14 protein-coding genes and 3 pseudogenes are annotated in these 15,484 nt (G+C 69.1%); 8 read left to right on the top strand and 9 right to left on the bottom strand.

All coding sequences use genetic code 11. From position 1 onward, the window contains the following. Together A5701_RS28625 and A5701_RS22810 are read left to right on the top strand one after the other, a co-directional pair. Nucleotides 1–397: pseudogene (locus tag A5701_RS28625) on the top strand (hypothetical protein); the annotation flags it as partial. A gap of 37 nt (nucleotides 398–434) precedes the next feature. Further along, nucleotides 435–1,814 carry an NAD(P)/FAD-dependent oxidoreductase gene (locus tag A5701_RS22810; protein ID WP_067759422.1) on the top strand — a complete coding sequence of 460 codons (1,380 nt, stop codon included), beginning with the start codon at nucleotides 435–437 and terminating at the stop codon, nucleotides 1,812–1,814. 8 nt (nucleotides 1,815–1,822) lie between these two features. Here A5701_RS22810 and A5701_RS22805 read toward each other — a convergent pair whose 3' ends face one another. The 6 genes from A5701_RS22805 to A5701_RS22780 all read right to left on the bottom strand — a co-directional run bounded on the left by A5701_RS22805 (nucleotide 1,823) and on the right by A5701_RS22780 (nucleotide 7,823). After that, nucleotides 1,823–3,049 carry an O-succinylhomoserine sulfhydrylase gene (locus tag A5701_RS22805; protein WP_067759420.1) on the bottom strand — a complete coding sequence of 409 codons (1,227 nt, stop codon included), beginning with the start codon at nucleotides 3,047–3,049 and terminating at the stop codon, nucleotides 1,823–1,825. Continuing rightward, nucleotides 3,046–3,480, bottom strand: a complete 435-nt coding sequence (locus A5701_RS22800; protein ID WP_067759418.1) for a rhodanese-like domain-containing protein — start codon at nucleotides 3,478–3,480, stop codon at nucleotides 3,046–3,048. The genes A5701_RS22805 and A5701_RS22800 overlap by 4 nt, the downstream gene beginning before the upstream one ends. A 20-nt stretch (nucleotides 3,481–3,500) precedes the next feature. Then, entirely contained in the window at nucleotides 3,501–4,727 is a 1,227-nt protein-coding gene (gene purT / locus A5701_RS22795; protein ID WP_067759416.1) for a formate-dependent phosphoribosylglycinamide formyltransferase, read from the bottom strand. A gap of 29 nt (nucleotides 4,728–4,756) precedes the next feature. After that, nucleotides 4,757–5,395: a PaaI family thioesterase gene (locus A5701_RS22790; protein ID WP_067759412.1), complete on the bottom strand. Its 639-nt coding sequence runs from the start codon at nucleotides 5,393–5,395 to the stop codon at nucleotides 4,757–4,759. Beyond that, complete coding sequence (locus A5701_RS22785; protein ID WP_067759409.1) at nucleotides 5,392–6,690, bottom strand: adenylosuccinate synthase; 1,299 nt, start codon at nucleotides 6,688–6,690, stop codon at nucleotides 5,392–5,394. Before A5701_RS22785 ends, A5701_RS22790 begins: the two co-directional genes overlap by 4 nt. Nucleotides 6,691–6,944: 254 nt before the next feature. Next, complete coding sequence (locus A5701_RS22780; protein ID WP_067759401.1) at nucleotides 6,945–7,823, bottom strand: histidine phosphatase family protein; 879 nt, start codon at nucleotides 7,821–7,823, stop codon at nucleotides 6,945–6,947. Between the two features lie 307 nt (nucleotides 7,824–8,130). On the opposite strand from A5701_RS22780, the gene A5701_RS22775 reads away from it, so the two are divergent. The 4 genes from A5701_RS22775 to A5701_RS22760 all read left to right on the top strand — a co-directional run bounded on the left by A5701_RS22775 (nucleotide 8,131) and on the right by A5701_RS22760 (nucleotide 12,097). Continuing rightward, nucleotides 8,131–8,757: a peptidase M50 gene (locus tag A5701_RS22775; protein ID WP_067759395.1), complete on the top strand. Its 627-nt coding sequence runs from the start codon at nucleotides 8,131–8,133 to the stop codon at nucleotides 8,755–8,757. A 1,089-nt stretch (nucleotides 8,758–9,846) separates the two neighbouring features. Further along, nucleotides 9,847–10,344 (top strand): DUF1772 domain-containing protein, encoded by a 498-nt coding sequence (locus A5701_RS22770; RefSeq protein ID WP_082969814.1) that lies wholly within the window; start codon nucleotides 9,847–9,849, stop codon nucleotides 10,342–10,344. Between the two features lie 42 nt (nucleotides 10,345–10,386). Next, entirely contained in the window at nucleotides 10,387–11,160 is a 774-nt protein-coding gene (locus A5701_RS22765) for a site-2 protease family protein (RefSeq protein WP_067759392.1), read from the top strand. Between the two features lie 40 nt (nucleotides 11,161–11,200). Further along, the gene (locus tag A5701_RS22760) at nucleotides 11,201–12,097 is read left to right on the top strand and encodes a cation diffusion facilitator family transporter (protein ID WP_067759389.1); all 897 of its coding nucleotides are present in this window, start codon (nucleotides 11,201–11,203) and stop codon (nucleotides 12,095–12,097) included. Here A5701_RS22760 and A5701_RS22755 read toward each other — a convergent pair. Beyond that, nucleotides 12,094–12,507: a DUF3151 domain-containing protein gene (locus A5701_RS22755; protein ID WP_067759425.1), complete on the bottom strand. Its 414-nt coding sequence runs from the start codon at nucleotides 12,505–12,507 to the stop codon at nucleotides 12,094–12,096. The genes A5701_RS22760 and A5701_RS22755 overlap by 4 nt on opposite strands. 123 nt (nucleotides 12,508–12,630) lie before the next feature. Here A5701_RS22755 and A5701_RS22750 point away from each other — a divergent pair, with 123 nt between their 5' ends. After that, a complete protein-coding gene (locus A5701_RS22750; RefSeq protein WP_067759386.1) occupies nucleotides 12,631–13,461 on the top strand; it encodes a hypothetical protein in 831 nt (276 codons plus the stop codon). 47 nt (nucleotides 13,462–13,508) lie between these two features. On the opposite strand, the gene fbaA is transcribed toward A5701_RS22750, so the two are convergent. Then, on the bottom strand, nucleotides 13,509–14,540 hold the full coding sequence (gene fbaA / locus A5701_RS22745; protein WP_067759383.1) for a class II fructose-bisphosphate aldolase: 1,032 nt from the start codon (nucleotides 14,538–14,540) through the stop codon (nucleotides 13,509–13,511). Between the two features lie 58 nt (nucleotides 14,541–14,598). Here fbaA and A5701_RS22740 point away from each other — a divergent pair. Further along, nucleotides 14,599–15,081, top strand: a pseudogene (locus A5701_RS22740) (DedA family protein); the annotation flags it as partial. A 330-nt stretch (nucleotides 15,082–15,411) separates the two neighbouring features. Here the strand turns inward: A5701_RS22740 and A5701_RS29415 are convergent. Continuing rightward, nucleotides 15,412–15,484 (bottom strand): annotated as a pseudogene (locus A5701_RS29415) (hypothetical protein); the annotation flags it as partial.

Below are 15,484 nucleotides of genomic sequence, written 5' to 3'. Positions count from 1 at the left end.
CGCACAATTCATCACGGCCGCCGCTGCGAGCCCCAATTCCCAACTGGCGGCGCCCTTCTCGCTGATGCGGCGCGCGCTGGCGTGCCAGACGAACAACGCCGGATTCGGGGCGCGCGCCTTCCGGCGCAGCGACGGCCAATGGGGAGGCGCGATGGTGGTCGCCGCCAAGAGCGCGACGCCCAACGTCGACGCCCTGGCCGGCTGCGCCAAGACCAACTGGCGGCGCGCCACGGCCGGCACCCAGACCTCGCTGTGCAACAGCGGCTGGAGCACCCCCAACACCTACGAGAGCCGCCGCGGCGAGACCTACTACGTGTTGCTGGCCGGCACCGCGGACGACTTCTGCACCGCGGTCAACGGCAAATTCAAGGACAACTCCAACGGGTGGCCGTTCTAGCCGCTTTCCGGCGGCGTCGTACGGTAAGGGGGTGAGCATGTCGCGTCATCGCGTCGTCATCATCGGAAGCGGATTCGGTGGCCTGAACGCGGCCAAGGCACTCAAGCGGGCCGACGTCGACGTCACCCTGATCTCCAAGACCACGACCCACCTCTTCCAGCCGTTGCTGTACCAGGTGGCCACCGGCATCCTGTCCGAGGGCGACGTCGCCCCGACCACCCGGCTGATCCTGCGCAGGCAGAAGAACGTCCGGGTGCTGTGGGGCGACGTCAACGCCATCGACCTGACGGCCAAGACCGTGACGTCGCACCTGATGGGCATGGAGACCGTGACGCCCTTCGACAGCCTCATCGTCGCCGCCGGCGCGCAGCAGTCCTATTTCGGCCACGACGAGTACGCCGCCTTCGCGCCCGGCATGAAGAGCGTCGACGACGCCCTCGAGCTGCGGGCCCGCATCCTCGGCGCGTTCGAGGCGGCCGAAGTCGCCACCGACCCGGCCGAGCGGCAGCGCCGCCTGACGTTCGTGGTGGTGGGCGCGGGCCCGACCGGGGTCGAGCTGGCCGGCGAGATCGTCCAGCTCGCCGAGCGCACCCTGGCCGGGGCGTTCCGGACGATCACGCCCAGCGAGTGCCGGGTCATCCTGCTCGACGCCGCGCCCGCGGTGTTGCCGCCTATGGGCGAGAACCTGGGCTTGAAGGCGAAACGGCGGCTGCAGAAGATGGACGTCGAGGTGCAGCTGAACGCCATGGTGACCTCGGTGGACTACATGGGCATCACCGTCAAGGAGAAGGACGGCGGCGAGCGGCGCATCGAATGCGCGTGCAAGGTGTGGGCCGCCGGCGTGCAGGCCAGCGAGCTGGGCAAGATGGTCGCCGAGCAGTCCGACGGGACCGAGACCGACCGCGCCGGGCGGGTGATCGTCGAGCCCGACCTCACCGTCAAGGGGCATCCCTACGTGTTCGTCATCGGCGACCTGATGTCGGTGCCCGGCGTCCCCGGGATGGCCCAGGGCGCGATCCAGGGGGCGCACTACGTCACCAAGTTGATCAAGCAGGCGGTGAAGGGCCAGGACGACCCGGCCAACCGGAAGCCGTTCAACTACTTCGACAAGGGCAGCATGGCCCTCATTTCGCGGTACAGCGCCGTCGCCAAGGTCGGAAAGCTGGAGTTCGGCGGCTTCATCGCCTGGTTGGCGTGGCTGCTGTTGCACCTGTTGTACCTGGTCGGGTTCCGCAACCGCATCGCCGCCATGTTCTCCTGGGGCATTTCCTTCCTGGGCCGCACCCGCGGCCAGATGGCCATCACCAGCCAGATGATGTACGCCCGGCCGGTGGTGGACTGGGTGGAGCGCCAGGCGCAGGAGGGCTCACTGGCGGCGGCCGAACGCATCGAAGCCGCCGAGAAGCAGGCCGGTTAGCCCTTCGACTAGCTCAAAGCCTGGTCGATGTCGGCGATCAGGTCGTCGGCGCCCTCGAGCCCGACGGAGATTCGCACCACGCCGTCGCCCAGGCCGATCGCTGCGCGCCCCTCCGGGCCCATCGCCCGGTGGGTGGTCGTGGCCGGATGTGTGACAAGGGATTTCGCGTCGCCCAGGTTGTTGGAGATGTCGATCAGCCGCAGCTTGTCCAGCACCTCGAACGCCCGCGGCTTGGCTTTGTCGTCGGGGCAGTCGAGCGCGAAGGTGATCACCGTCCCCCCACCCGACATCTGGCGCTTGGCCAGGTCGTACTGCGGGTGCGACGGCAGGAACGGGTAGCGGACCCAACTCACCGCAGGATGGGTCTCCAAAAATTCCGCGATCCGGTGCGCCGAGGAATTGCTGTGTTCCACCCGGACCGCCAGTGTCTCAAGGCCTTTCACCAGCACCCAGGCGTTGAAGGCGCTGAGCGCCGGCCCGGTGTGCCGCATCAGCTTCTGCACCGGGCCGTCGATGTACTCCTTGTCGCCCAGGATCGCGCCGCCCAGCACCCGGCCCTGACCGTCGATGTGCTTGGTGCCCGAGTACACCACCACGTCGACGCCCAGCGGAATGCCCTGCTGCAGCAGCGGAGTTGCGAAGACGTTGTCCAACACCACTTTTGCGCCCGCGGCGTGCGCGAGCTCGACCACCGCGGCGATGTCCACCAGCGACTGCATCGGGTTCGACGGCGTCTCGAAGAACACTGCCTGCGTCGGCTTCGACAGCGCCTCCTCCCACTGCGCCAGGTCGTCGCCGTCGACGAACACGGTCTCGACGCCCCAGCGCGGCAGGATCTCGTTGCACACCACGAAGCACGAGCCGAACAGGCTGCGCGACGCGACCAGCCGGTCCCCGGCGGCCAGCAGCGCGCCCAGCGACGTGAACACCGCCGCCATGCCGCTCGCGGTGGCGAACGCGGCCGGCGCGCCCTCGATCAGGCGCAACCGCTCCTCGAACATCGTCACGGTCGGGTTGCCGTACCGCGAGTAGACGAAGTGGTCCAGCTCGCCGGTGAAGGACTTCTCCGCGACGGCCGCCGAATCGTAGACATACCCGGACGTCAGGAACATCGCCTCTGCGGTCTCGTCGAACCCCGAGCGCAGCAGTCCCCCGCGTACGCCGATGGTGGCCTGGCTGACGCCGTCGGGCAGCGCCTTGGGCTCGCGGACGGAATCCCCCGACGGTGAACTCATAGCTGCTTCCAGGGCAATCCGATTGCGCGCCAACCTGATTCACCGCGAATCCCCTGGGCGTTCGGGTGGCCTTCGAACCCGTCAAGCACGTTGTAGGCCGGGGTGATGCCGGCCCGGGTGGCGACCTCGGCGGCACCGATCGAGCGGTTGCCCGAGCGACACAGGAAGACCACCGGCCGTTCGGATTCGGTCTCGGGCACCCGGTCGCGCAGTTCGTCGGCGAAGTTGGCGTTGAAGGTGCCGTCGGACGTGTTCCACTCGATGAACACCACCTCGCGGCCCAGGCTGGACAGGTCGGGCACGCCGACGAGCCGCCATTCGGCGTCGGTGCGCACGTCGACCAGCACCGCGTCGGGGTTGTCGCTCAGCAGCTTCCATGCCTGCTCTGGCGTGATGTCTCCGGCGTAGGAGCCTGTGCGCTCTGTGCTCATGACCTCGGATGGTAGCGAGGTTACAACCGCGCCTCTCGCGTGACCGAGCTGTGCGGGCCCTGGTGCCGCACCGCCAGCCGGTCCGCGACGTCGCGCGCGCGGTCGCGCGCGGCCGTCACGTCCGGCGCCGTCGCCAGCGCCTGGAATGCCCGCCCGGCCAGGCGAAGGTCGCTTTCCGGCACGCCCAGCGCCCCGGCGATCGCGACGGGCGGCGCGTCGGCGCGCTCCACCCGGTGGGCCGCGCCCGGCGAAATCATGATGGTGTCAACCGGCAGCCCGAGGACGGTGCGGGCCTGCAGTTCGAACGCCGACAGCCGCTGGCTGGGCACCGTCGCCCAGGCGCTGTCGGTGGGGCGGGGCGTGACGTCGACGAAGTACACCTCGTCGCCGTTGATCATCAGCTCGACGGCGAAGACGCCGCGCCCGCCGAGCGCCTTGACGATCCGCGCGGCGATCGATTTGGCGGCGTCCATCGCGGCCGCGGTCATGCTCTGCGGTTGCCAGGACTCGAGCACGTCGGGAGTGGGCTCGGGGTGGCCGACCGGTGAGCAGAAGTCGATCCGGGGCCCCTGCGGACCGTCGCTGCGCACCGCCAGCAGGGTGACGTAGAACTCGACCTCCACGACGGTCTCGGCCAGCACCCGGTGCTGCTCGCCGTGGCCTCTCGTCGCGCGCTGCCAGGCCGGCCCGATGTCGTCGGGACCCGACGCGACCGACTGGCCCCGCCCGGCGCCCGCGAGCACCGGCTGCACCAGCAGCGGGTAACCGGCGTGCGCGCCCACCGCCTCGAGTTCGCCGGCCGAGCCGACGAACCAGAACGGCGCGGTGGGCAGCCCCAGCTCGTCGGCGGCCAGCCGACGCAGGCCCTCGCGGTCGGCGGCGAGCCGCACGGCGTGCGCGCTGGGCACCAGCTGCGGGCCCTCGAGCCCCTCCAGAGCTTGGGCCGCGACGGCGTCGGTGGTCGTGACCACGAAGTCCGGCTGCAGCCCGCGAATCGCCTTGGTCAGCTCGTCTGCATCGGTCATCGCCACCACCAGCGACTGATCGGCCACCGCGTGCGCGGGGGCGTCGGCGCGCTCGTCGAGGGCGATCACCCGCGCGCCGAGGCGGCCCAGGGCGATCGCCAGTTCGCGGGCGAGCTCACCGGCGCCCACCAACGCCACCCGCGGCCGGGTGTCGGCCTTCCCCGCCGGCGGTTGCGGCGGGACGGTGAGCGCGGTCGTCTTGTCGTCGGGTCCGTCGGTCACCGCTCAAGGATAGGTGCGCGGCGGGCAACTCAAGGTTGACCGGGAAGCAGCCGCACCATCAGCCCGTTGGCCTCGGCCAGCACCGCGTCGTCACCGTCGACGAGTTCGGCGGCGACGAACGCCTTGCGGCCCTCGGTGCTCGTGACGCGGCCGCGCACAGCCAGGGGCGCATCGATCGGGGTGACCTTGCGGTAGTCGACGTGCAGGAACGCGGTGCGGCTGATCGGCCGTCCCGCGGCGTGCGACACCATGCCGAACATGTGGTCGAACAGCAGCGGCAACACACCGCCGTGCACGGCGTGGTTTCCGCCGACATGGAACCGGCTGAAGTAGCCGGTCATCTCGACGCCGTCCGGCGCGTACCTGGTCAACGTCCAGGGCGGCAACAGCAGGCTGCCCATGCCGGGCAGGTCGGGCGTGCGCCCGGCCGGTGCCTTGCCCTCGTCGGCCTGGAACGGGCCGAGGAGCTGCACCAGCGCCGCGGCGCGGTCGGCCGCGTCGTCCCACACGTCGTCACCCGGGTCGGCGGACACCGCCAGGTCCTGCAGCGCGCGCATGGCCGCGACGAACCGGCCGAAGCCCGGGCCCGGGCTGGCCGGGCCGTATTCGGGAAAGCCGCCGTGGTGTTCGTAGTCGGGGTCGAGTTCTTTCGGGTCCGGTTCCGTCACGGGCGCGCCGCCAGCACGTCGCGGCGCACGATCGTCTGTTCCCGCCCCGGCCCGACGCCGATGCACGAAACATGCGCCCCGGCAAGCTCTTCCAGCCGCAGCACGTAGTCACGCGCCTTGGCGGGCAGGTCGTCGAATTCGCGCGCGCCGGAGATGTCCTCCCACCAGCCGGGCAGTTCCTCGTAGATCGGCTCGGCGCGCGCCAGGTCGCTCTGCGTCATCGGCATGTCGTTGGTGCGATCGCCGTCGATGCGGTAACCGACGCAGATGGGGATTGTCTCCAGGCTGGAGAGCACGTCGAGCTTGGTCAGGAAGAAGTCGGTGATGCCGTTGACCCGGGTGGCGTAGCGCGCGATCACGGCGTCGAACCAGCCGCAGCGGCGGCGCCGCCCGGTGGTGACGCCGAACTCGCCGCCCGTCTTCGACAGGTATTCGCCGTTGGCGTCGAACAGCTCGGTGGGGAACGGCCCGGAACCCACCCGGGTGGTGTAGGCCTTGAGGATCCCGAGCACGGTGGTGATGCGGGTGGGACCGATGCCGGACCCGACGGCCGCGCCGCCTGCGGTCGGATTCGACGACGTCACATAGGGATACGTGCCGTGGTCGACGTCGAGCAGGGTGCCCTGGGAGCCCTCCAGCAGCACCGTCTCGCCGGTCTCGAGCGCGGTGTTGAGCAGCCGGCGGGTGTCGCGGATGCGGTGCCGGAAGCCCTCGGCCTGATGCAGCAGGGCGTCGACGACCTGGTGCGGGTCCAGCGCCTTGCGGTTGTAGATCTTGACCAGGATCTGGTTCTTCAGTTCCAGCGCGGCCTCGATCTTGTGCGTCAACTGGTCGGGGTCGAGCACGTCCGCGACGCGGATGCCCTGGCGCGCGATCTTGTCCTGGTAGCACGGCCCGATGCCGCGGCCCGTGGTGCCGATCTTCTTGTTGCCCATGTAGCGCTCGGTGACCTTGTCGATCGCGACGTGGTAGGGCAACAGCAGGTGCGCGTCGGCGGAGATCAGCAGCTTGGTGGTGTCCACCCCGCGGTCCTCGAGGCCCTTGAGCTCGTCGAGCAGTACGCCGGGGTCGACCACCACACCGTTGCCGATCACGTTGGTGACGCCGGGGGTCAGCACGCCCGAGGGGATCAGGTGCAGCGCGAAGTTCTCGCCGCTGGGCAGGACGACGGTGTGGCCGGCGTTGTTGCCCCCCTGATAGCGCACCACCCACTGCACGCGCCCACCGAGCAGGTCAGTGGCCTTACCTTTGCCCTCGTCGCCCCATTGGGCGCCGATGAGGACGATTGCCGGCATGACTTGCTCCCGCCTGCTTACTGTGGTTCTACTGGCAACGCACCGTATCTCGCAGCGCTGCAACGGCTTGCGGCATCGCCCGGTGGCTCGAGCTGCCTGCCCGCACCAGGGTCTCGGTTGAGCGCTCCGGGACCGTGCGCGTAGCTGGAGGCATCTTTGCTTGACGCTCTCACGTGGCGATCCTAAACGTCGGGCAGCGACGTACCCGCGTCAAGGGCCGTTTGGTCGCGGCTCGTGTCCTCCACGGCCGGGGCTTACGGCGTCGTGGGCGGTTTAGCAGCGCATACGCCGCCGGCGGTCGGTGCCTCCAGCATCAGGCACAGGGGCTGCTTGGGGTCGCGCTCGGTCCTCTTGGCCGACCAGCCCGGCCACACCGGTTTGCCGTTCCAGCTGACCAGCGTCCATCCATCGTGCGGGTTGCCCTGGACCACGACGACACCGGCGTTGGGCAGCGGGTCGAACAGCAGGAGCAGTGGATCGGGGTTTCTGACGCTCATCATCGTCCCGACGCCGATGGCGAACTCGCTGGAGAACGCCACCTCGGTGATCTTGCCGCCCGCGGCCCGGACCGGGTTGGCCATGGCGTTGCCGTAGATCGTTTGCAGGGAGTCGTTGAAGCGACCCGCGTCGGTCGCCGCGTTGCCGTACATCGTCTGCAGCGCGCCGTTGAAGCGTTTGTGGAACTCGAATCCGTTGGCGTCGGTGGAGCCCGGAGCCAGCATCGGCACGATGCGCAGCCCAAGCAACCACGCCACCGGCCCCAGCAGGTACGCCAGCCCGGCGAGGCTGAACTGCGGTTGCCCGTTGAACGCGCCGGCGTCGATCTCGTTGAGGCCGGGCAGTGCCTGAACATTCATCCCCAACGCGGCCGCCAACGGGGCGGCCGTCTGCTGGGTCCTGGTCAGCTGCGACGCGAAGATCCCGGCGAGCGGACCCTGCGCGGCCAGCGTGGTGGCGATGTTCTGCGCCTGTTGCTGCCCGAGCGCGGTGAGCACCGTTCCGGGCACCGCCGTGTCGATCACCCGCGCCGCGTTGCCCTCCGACTGGCCATGCCGCACCAGGTCGATCACGATCGATTCGTCGGCCGAGGCCGTCGCAGGCTCGACGCACAACAGGACAGCCGAAACCGCCACGGCGCCGGCACGGCGGAGTCGCCTCGTCAGCAACGGACGCGCGTCGGGCCGGTACCAGACACGGGCGGCGCGATTCGCGCGGTTGAGAGGAAGGCGGTGAGTCGGCGAATGGCAGTTCTCCGTTCTCTTGGCCACCCATTCGTTGACCCCGTGGCAGGAGTAAAGTATCCGGTTGCCATCGGGCGGTGGCGCAACAACTTTCGCAGTCCGAGATCATGTTGTGACTACGTCGTGATGACGAGATTATCCGGCCCCCAAATGGTCTGGCCGCTGAGTGCGCGAGAGGCATTGAAAGACAAGGCTATTGGTGAACACAGAAGACGGCGCCGTAGCGGTGCTGCTGTTCGGTGATCGCCGGGTGCCGCGACCGCTGGTCGGCCTGCCGGTCCACGGCGCCGATCCCGATTCCGCGATCGGGCCGTACCGGCGGCTGGTGGTGGTCGGCGCCGACGCCGACCTGGCCGCCGTGCTGACCGGGCTGCTGCGCGCCGGGCGGCTCGACGTCGAGGTGGCCTACGTGCCGCGCCGCCGTACCCGCGCGAGCCGGGCCTACCGCCTGCCCGCCGGGCGGCGCGCGGCGCGGCGAGCCCGGCGTGGCACCGCGCGGCGGGTGACCCTGGTCCGCGACGAGACCGGATCGGTGGTCGTCGGGCGGGCGAGCTGGCTGCCGTCCGAGGGGCGATCGCTGCGTGGCGAGGCCGTCGTCGACGACACCGTGTTGTTCGACGGGGACGTCCCCGGCGTGCACGTCGAGCCGACGCTGGCCGTGCCCGGCCTGCGCGCCCGCGTTGGCCGGCGCCGCTGGGTCGCCGGGCGCGCGGTCCAGCTGGGCAGCACCGGCGTCGACGTGGTGCGCGACGGCGTACCCGCGCCGCGGCCGGCGCGCCGCTCGACGTTCTACCGCAACGTCGAGGGCTGGCTGGCGGTCCGATAGTTGGGCTGAGTCCGCAGGATTCGCGAGCGCGGTCCGCATTACGGCGCTGGCGACTTTGCTGACAGTTCGTTCTGCAAAAGCGAGACGTCCCCTGCCCGCTCGAATAACCTCAATCTAGGTTTGGGCGCACCACCCATTTGCCTGGAATCTCCGGCTTCCGCCCTGAACGGTCCCCGAAAGAAAGAGTTGTCAGATTCTCCGATTGGCGGGCTGGTCCTACCTACCTATCAGCCCGGCCCACCGGGGCTGCGACGAAACGAGGAGACATCATCATGATCACGCCGCATCACCTCGACCGCACCACTGGGCCCACGCTGAAAAAATCGGCCGCCATAACCGTTCTCGCCGGTGGGTTGGCGATGGTTGTCATAGGGCTGACCCCTGCCATGGCCAACGCAGACCCCGCACCGCTGGACCCCCCAAGCCCAACCATAACCGCAACCCTGCTCCCCACAGCGCCCCCACCGGGAAGGGCAGGATCAGACCTCTGTAACGCTGTCAACAATGCGCCGCGTGACCACCAGCCGAACAGCTTGAGCGGCTGCTAGGGCGCGCCGCACCACGCTACAGAGGCGGCGTTTCGAATCGGGGATTGGCGAGGCACCTCTGCCATCGCCACTGGTGATCAGGTTGAAGCCCTTGGGTTTTACTCCTTGTTCTACCGCAACGTCGAGGGCTGGCCGGCGGTCCGGCAGGTCGCGGGCTAGGCGCCGTCGCCCTGCTGCTTCGACGCCAGGTGCTTGACGATTAGGCAATAGTTGACGACGGCGGAGCTCAGCTTGTGGATGGTGGCGTCCCGGGCCCGCCACGCACATCTGCCAGTCGCCGAACTCCTCAGGGGGTCTCTGGTTGTCCGCGTTGAGATGGATCCTCTGCTCGATCTGGTCGCACAGATCCGCCGGGGTCAAGTTGTCCCGGCGCATCGACGTCGGAGAACCGTTTATCCGTCATGCCTAGTCGGTACCCCCTGCGCCGCGAATTCACATGACCCGCGCGCCGGTCGACGTGACGAATGGAGCGCATCGTGTCACATTTCGCGGCTGCGGAACGTCGATATTCTCGAGAACTCCACGCATGAGGAGGACGCCATTGGCAGCGAATAGGCTTGCGTGCCGGCCGAATGTTGTCGTCCGGCTGCTGGACCTGACCCAGCTGGGACAGGCGCAGTGGTTGTTCGGCAACATCTACGAAGCGGTCGTCCATATCCCGGAGCGGCTTGCCGCCCAGCCGAGGCCGTCATCGGTGTTGGCACCGGGCAGCCCGGTGCGCTATTACGCTGCCGCCGCACCGATCACCGTGGCGGCCACGGCCGCAGCCGTGAGCAAGGGCTGGGAAATCGACGACGCCAGGGGCTGGTTGGCCGTTACGGCGGGATGCTCGGTCACCGGATTGGCCCTCACCGGCTATCTGATCCGGACGGTGAACCTCCCGGTGATGTTTGCCGACGCGGCGCCGCCACCCGACGTACGGGCCGCCCGACTCCGAACCTGGTACCGGCTCAATCTGGTTCGGATCGCCGCCGCGTGTGGCGCGTTGATCGCCGCGAACCGCGCGAGCCAGGTCATCGCGCGGCGGGGCGCACGGTAGCGCGCCAAACCCCGTCGACGGGCGGTCCGATAGTTTCGACCGGTGAACCTGCCCGCCCGGCGCGAATCGGTGCGACCCAGCCCCATCTTCCTGGCCCTGGTGGCCGTGACGGCGGCCGGCGGCGCGCTGGCCTGGCTGGCCGGCAGCACCGTGCGGCCACTGGCGTACGTCGGGGTGTTCACCTTCGTCATCGCCGGCTGGTTGGTGTCGCTGTGCCTGCACGAATTCGGGCACGCGGTGACCGCCTGGCGATTCGGCGACCACGACGCCGCCGTGCGCGGGTACCTGACGCTGGATCCCCGGCGTTACAGCCATCCCGCGCTGTCGCTGCTGCTGCCGATGGTGGTGATCGCGCTGGGCGGGATCGGGCTGCCGGGCGCCGCCGTGTACCTGCGGACCTGGTTCATGACGCCGAACCAGCGCACCCTGGTCAGCCTCGCGGGCCCCGCGGCCAACCTGGCGCTGGCGGTGCTGCTGCTCACCCTCACGCGGGTGTTCTACGACCCGTTCCACCAGGTGCTCTGGGCGGGCGTGGCCTTCCTGGGATTCCTGCAGCTGACCGCGGTGGTGCTGAACGTGCTGCCCATCCCGGGCCTGGACGGCTACGACGCGCTGGAGCCGCACCTAAGCCCCGAGACCCAGCGCGCGGTGGCGCCGGCCAAGCAGTGGGGCTTCTTCATTCTGCTGTTTTTGCTCCTGGCGGGCGGTAACTGGTTCTTCGGGGCCGTGCTGTGGCTGTTCGACTTCTCGGGGGTGCCGACGTGGCTGGTGTCGGCGGGCAACGTGCTGACCCGCTTCTGGAGCCGCTGGTTCTGACCCTTGCCATATATGCGCAAATGTGCATATATTGCTCGCCATGGGCGCAGGCCACAGTCACAGTCCCGCCGAGACCGACGGGTCCCGGCTGATCCCTCGCATGATCGTCGCCGCCGCCATCCTGGCGGCGTTCTTCGTGATCGAGCTGACCACCTCGTTGCTGATCAACTCGATCGCGCTGCTGGCCGACGCGGGCCACATGCTGACCGACGTCGTCGCCGTCTTCATGGGCCTGGCCGCCGTGACGCTGGCCCGCCGCGGCAGCTCGTCGCCGTCGCGGACCTACGGCTGGCACCGCGCCGAGGTGTTCACGGCGGTCGCCAACGCGGGCCTGCTGATGGGGGTGGCCCTGTTCATTCTCTGGGAAGCGATCCAGCGGCTGAGGGAAACGCCGTCGGTCCCCGGCGTGCCGATGATCGTGGTCGCGCTCGCCGGCCTGCTGGCCAACCTCGTGGTCGCGCTGCTGCTGCGGTCGCACTCCGGGCAGAGCCTGGCGGTCAAGGGCGCCTACATGGAGGTGGTCGCCGACAGTGTGGGCAGCCTCGGGGTGCTGATCGCCGGCATCGTCACCGTCACGACCCGCTGGCCCTACGCCGACGTGGTGGTGGCGGTCCTGGTCGCGTTGTGGGTGCTGCCGCGGGCGATCTCGCTGGCCCGCGAAGCGTTGCGGATCCTGTCCGAATCGTCGCCGACCCACATCGACGTGGAGGAGCTGCGCTCGGCGCTGGGCGCCGTCGACGGCGTGACCGAGGTGCACGACCTACACGTGTGGACGCTGTCGCCGGGCAAGGACATGTGCACCGCGCACCTGCGCAGCACCGGCGACTCCGCCCGGGTGCTGCAGGACGCCCGGACCGTGCTCTCGGCGCGCGGGCTGGAGCACGCCACCGTGCAGATCGACGGGCCCGGCGAAGCGGAGTGTTCGGAGAGCTTCTAGAGGCCCAGCGCCGGCCGCGCCTCCGGGTCGCAATCGTCGAGCAGGTCCAGGCAGCGCAGGTGTTCCTCGGATTCGCCGATCGTGTCGGCGGCCCGGGCCAGCGCCGCCACACAGCGCAGGAACCCGCGGTTGGGCTCATGCGAATACGGCACCGGGCCGAAGCCCTTCCAGCCGTTCCGGCGCAGCTGGTCCAGGCCGCGGTGATAGCCGGTGCGGGCGTACGCGTACGCCGTGACGGCCTGCTCGTCGGCCAGCGCCTGTTCGGCCAGCGCCGCCCAGGCCACCGACGCCGACGGATGCGCGGCGGCGACGATCGCGGGCTTCTCGCCGGCGAGCAGTTCCGCCTCGGCGTCGGGATCGCCCGGCAACAGGGTCGGGTCGGGTCCGAGCAGGTCTCGTGGCGGCGTCATGGCTCCCATTCTGCAGCTGCCCCATTTCGCCGGGGCGGCGGACCTCGACCATCACCCCATCGAGGGGGACGGGTCGCTAAGCTCTCCAACTACCCCACCCGATAGCGGAGGACAGCCGTACTCATGCCCCAGCCACCCGAGCCCGACCGCGGCGGCACGCCGAACGCGCCTGGGCACGAATGGGCCGCGCAGTCAGGCGAAGACGCGACCGAGGGCGTCCCGCTCATACCGAGCGACTCCGAGACGGAGACCGTCGTGATCCGGCCCGATTCGGGCGGCGGCCCGGGGGTTCCCGGGGACGACGCGGACGCCCAGCAGCGCGAACGCCGCTTCACGGCGCCCGGTTTCGACGCCAAAGAGACCACGGTGATCGCCACCACCCCGGAGCCCGCCACCGAGGCCTTCTCGACACCTCCGGAGGGCCAGACCGCGCAGCTTGGGGTGCCCCCCAAATCCGCTGTGCCACAGTCGATTCCGCCTCGACTCGGCGGAAAGCTGCGCACCTCCCGGCAGATCAACTGGGGCTGGGTGCTGGCGCTGGTGGTGATCGTGCTGGCGCTGGCCGCGATCGCGATCCTGGGCACGGTGCTGCTCACCCGCGGCAAGCACACGAAGGTGTCGCAGGAGGACATGGTCCGCACAACCATCCAGAGCTTCGACACCGCGATCCAAAAGGGCGACCTGACCACGCTGCGCACCATCACCTGCGGCACCACCCGCGACGGGTACGTGGACTACGACGAGCACTCGTGGGATGAGACGTACCGCCGGGTCTCGGCGGCCAGGCAGTATCCGGTGATCGCGAGCATCGACCAGGTGGTGGTCAACGGCCAGCACGCCGAGGCCAATGTCACCACGTTCATGGCCTACGACCCGCAGGTCCGTTCCACCCGCAGCCTGGACCTGCAGTATCGCGATGACCAGTGGAAGATCTGCCAGTCCCCGAGCGGCTAGGTTGAGCCTTCGGTGCCGAGTGTGCGGCCAGCCGCACGTTCGAGCGGCTAGCTGACGGACTTCCCGGCGCAGTGCAGGTCCTCGCAGGCCTCCACCACGCGCTCGCTCATCGACGCCTCGCCCTTCTTGAGGTAACTGCGCGGGTCGTAGACCTTTTTGTTGCCCACCTCGCCGTCGACCTTGAGCACGCCGTCGTAGTTGCTGAACATGTGGCCGGCGATCGGGCGGGTGAACGCGTACTGGGTGTCGGTGTCGACGTTCATCTTCACCACGCCGTAGCGCAACGCCTCCTCGATCTCCGACTTCAGCGAGCCCGACCCGCCGTGGAAGACGAAGTCGAACGGCTTGGCGCCGTCGGGCAGGCCCAGCTTGGCCGCGGCGACCTGCTGGCCCTGGGCCAGGATGTCGGGCCGCAGCTTGACGTTGCCCGGCTTGTAGACGCCGTGCACATTGCCGAACGTCGCGGCCAGCAGGTACTTGCCGTGCTCGCCGTGGCCCAGCGCCTCGATGGTCTTCTCGAAGTCCTCCGGCGTGGTGTACAGCTTGTCGTTGATCTCGTGGGCGACGCCGTCCTCCTCGCCGCCGACGACGCCGATCTCGATCTCGAGAATGATCTTGGCGGCCGCGGCCTCCTTGAGCAGTTCCTGCGCGATGGTCAGGTTCTCGTCGATCGGCACGGCCGAGCCGTCCCACATGTGCGACCCGAACAACGGGTCCTGCCCCGCGGCCACCCGCTCGGCGGAGATCCGCAGCAGCGGCCGCACGTAGCTGTCCAGCTTGTCCTTGGGGCAGTGGTCGGTATGCAGCGCGACATTGATCGGGTACCTGGCCGCGATCACGCGGGTGAACTCGGCCAGCGCCACCGCGCCGGTCACCATGTCCTTCACCCCCAGGCCGGAGGCGAACTCCGCACCGCCGGTGGAGAACTGGATGATGCCGTCGCTGCCGGCGTCGGCGAAGCCCTTGATCGCCGCGTTGACCGTCTCCGAGGAGGTGCAGTTGATGGCCGGGAAGGCGTAAGAGTTTTCCTTGGCGCGGCCCAGCATCTCGGCGTATACCTCGGGCGTGGCGATGGGCATGGGCTCCTCCTGGCGACTAGGCCCATCCAGTATCGCAACACCGGTATGTTGAAGCATCGTGAGCACCACCGTGACGGCCCTGCCCCACATCTTCGACCCGATGTACTGGTTGGGCGCCGACGGCGTCTTCGGTTCCGCGGTGCTGCCGGGGATCCTGGTCATCGTCTTCATCGAGACCGGCCTGCTGTTTCCGCTACTGCCCGGCGAATCGCTGTTGTTCACCGGCGGCCTGCTCGCCGCACACCCGAATCCGCCGGCGAGCATCTGGGTGCTGGCCCCCGCCGTCGCGCTGGTGGCGATACTGGGCGATCAGACCGGTTACTTCATCGGGCGGCGGATCGGCCCGGCCCTGTTCAAGAAGGAAGACTCCCGGTTTTTCAAGAAGCACTACGTGACCGAGTCGCACGCGTTCTTCGAGAAATACGGGCCCTGGGCGATCATCCTGGCCCGGTTCGCGCCGTTCGTGCGGACGTTCGTCCCGCCGGTCGCGGGGGTGTCCTACATGCGCTACCCCGTGTTTCTGGGCTTCGACATCGGCGGCTGCGCGATCCTGCCCGTGGTCGCCGGCGAGCTGTCGTGCATCTGCCTGGGCGCGGCCATCGAAGCCTGGTCCGGCGCAAACCATCCGGTGATCGGCGAGGAGGGCGAGCTGGTGATCACCGAGCCGATGCCCTCGATGCCGGTCTTCTTCTGGAACGACGACGACGGCAGCCGCTACCGCGCCGCCTATTTCGAGAAGTATCCGGGCGTGTGGTGTCACGGCGACTGGATCACCATCACCGACCGGGGATCCGTTGTGGTGCACGGCCGTTCGGACGCAACCCTGAACCGGATGGGCGTGCGGATGGGCAGCGCCGAGATCTACACCGCGGTTGATGGCCGGGAACGCGTAAGAGTTTTCCTTGGCGCGGCCCAGCATCTCGGCGTATACCTCGGGCGTGGCG

It is taken from the genome of Mycobacterium sp. E3305, from assembly GCF_001666785.1.
GTDB lineage: Bacteria > Actinomycetota > Actinomycetes > Mycobacteriales > Mycobacteriaceae > Mycobacterium.
Note: the sequence above shows the minus strand (reverse complement) of the source record. Positions and strands in the feature narration are given on the sequence as shown.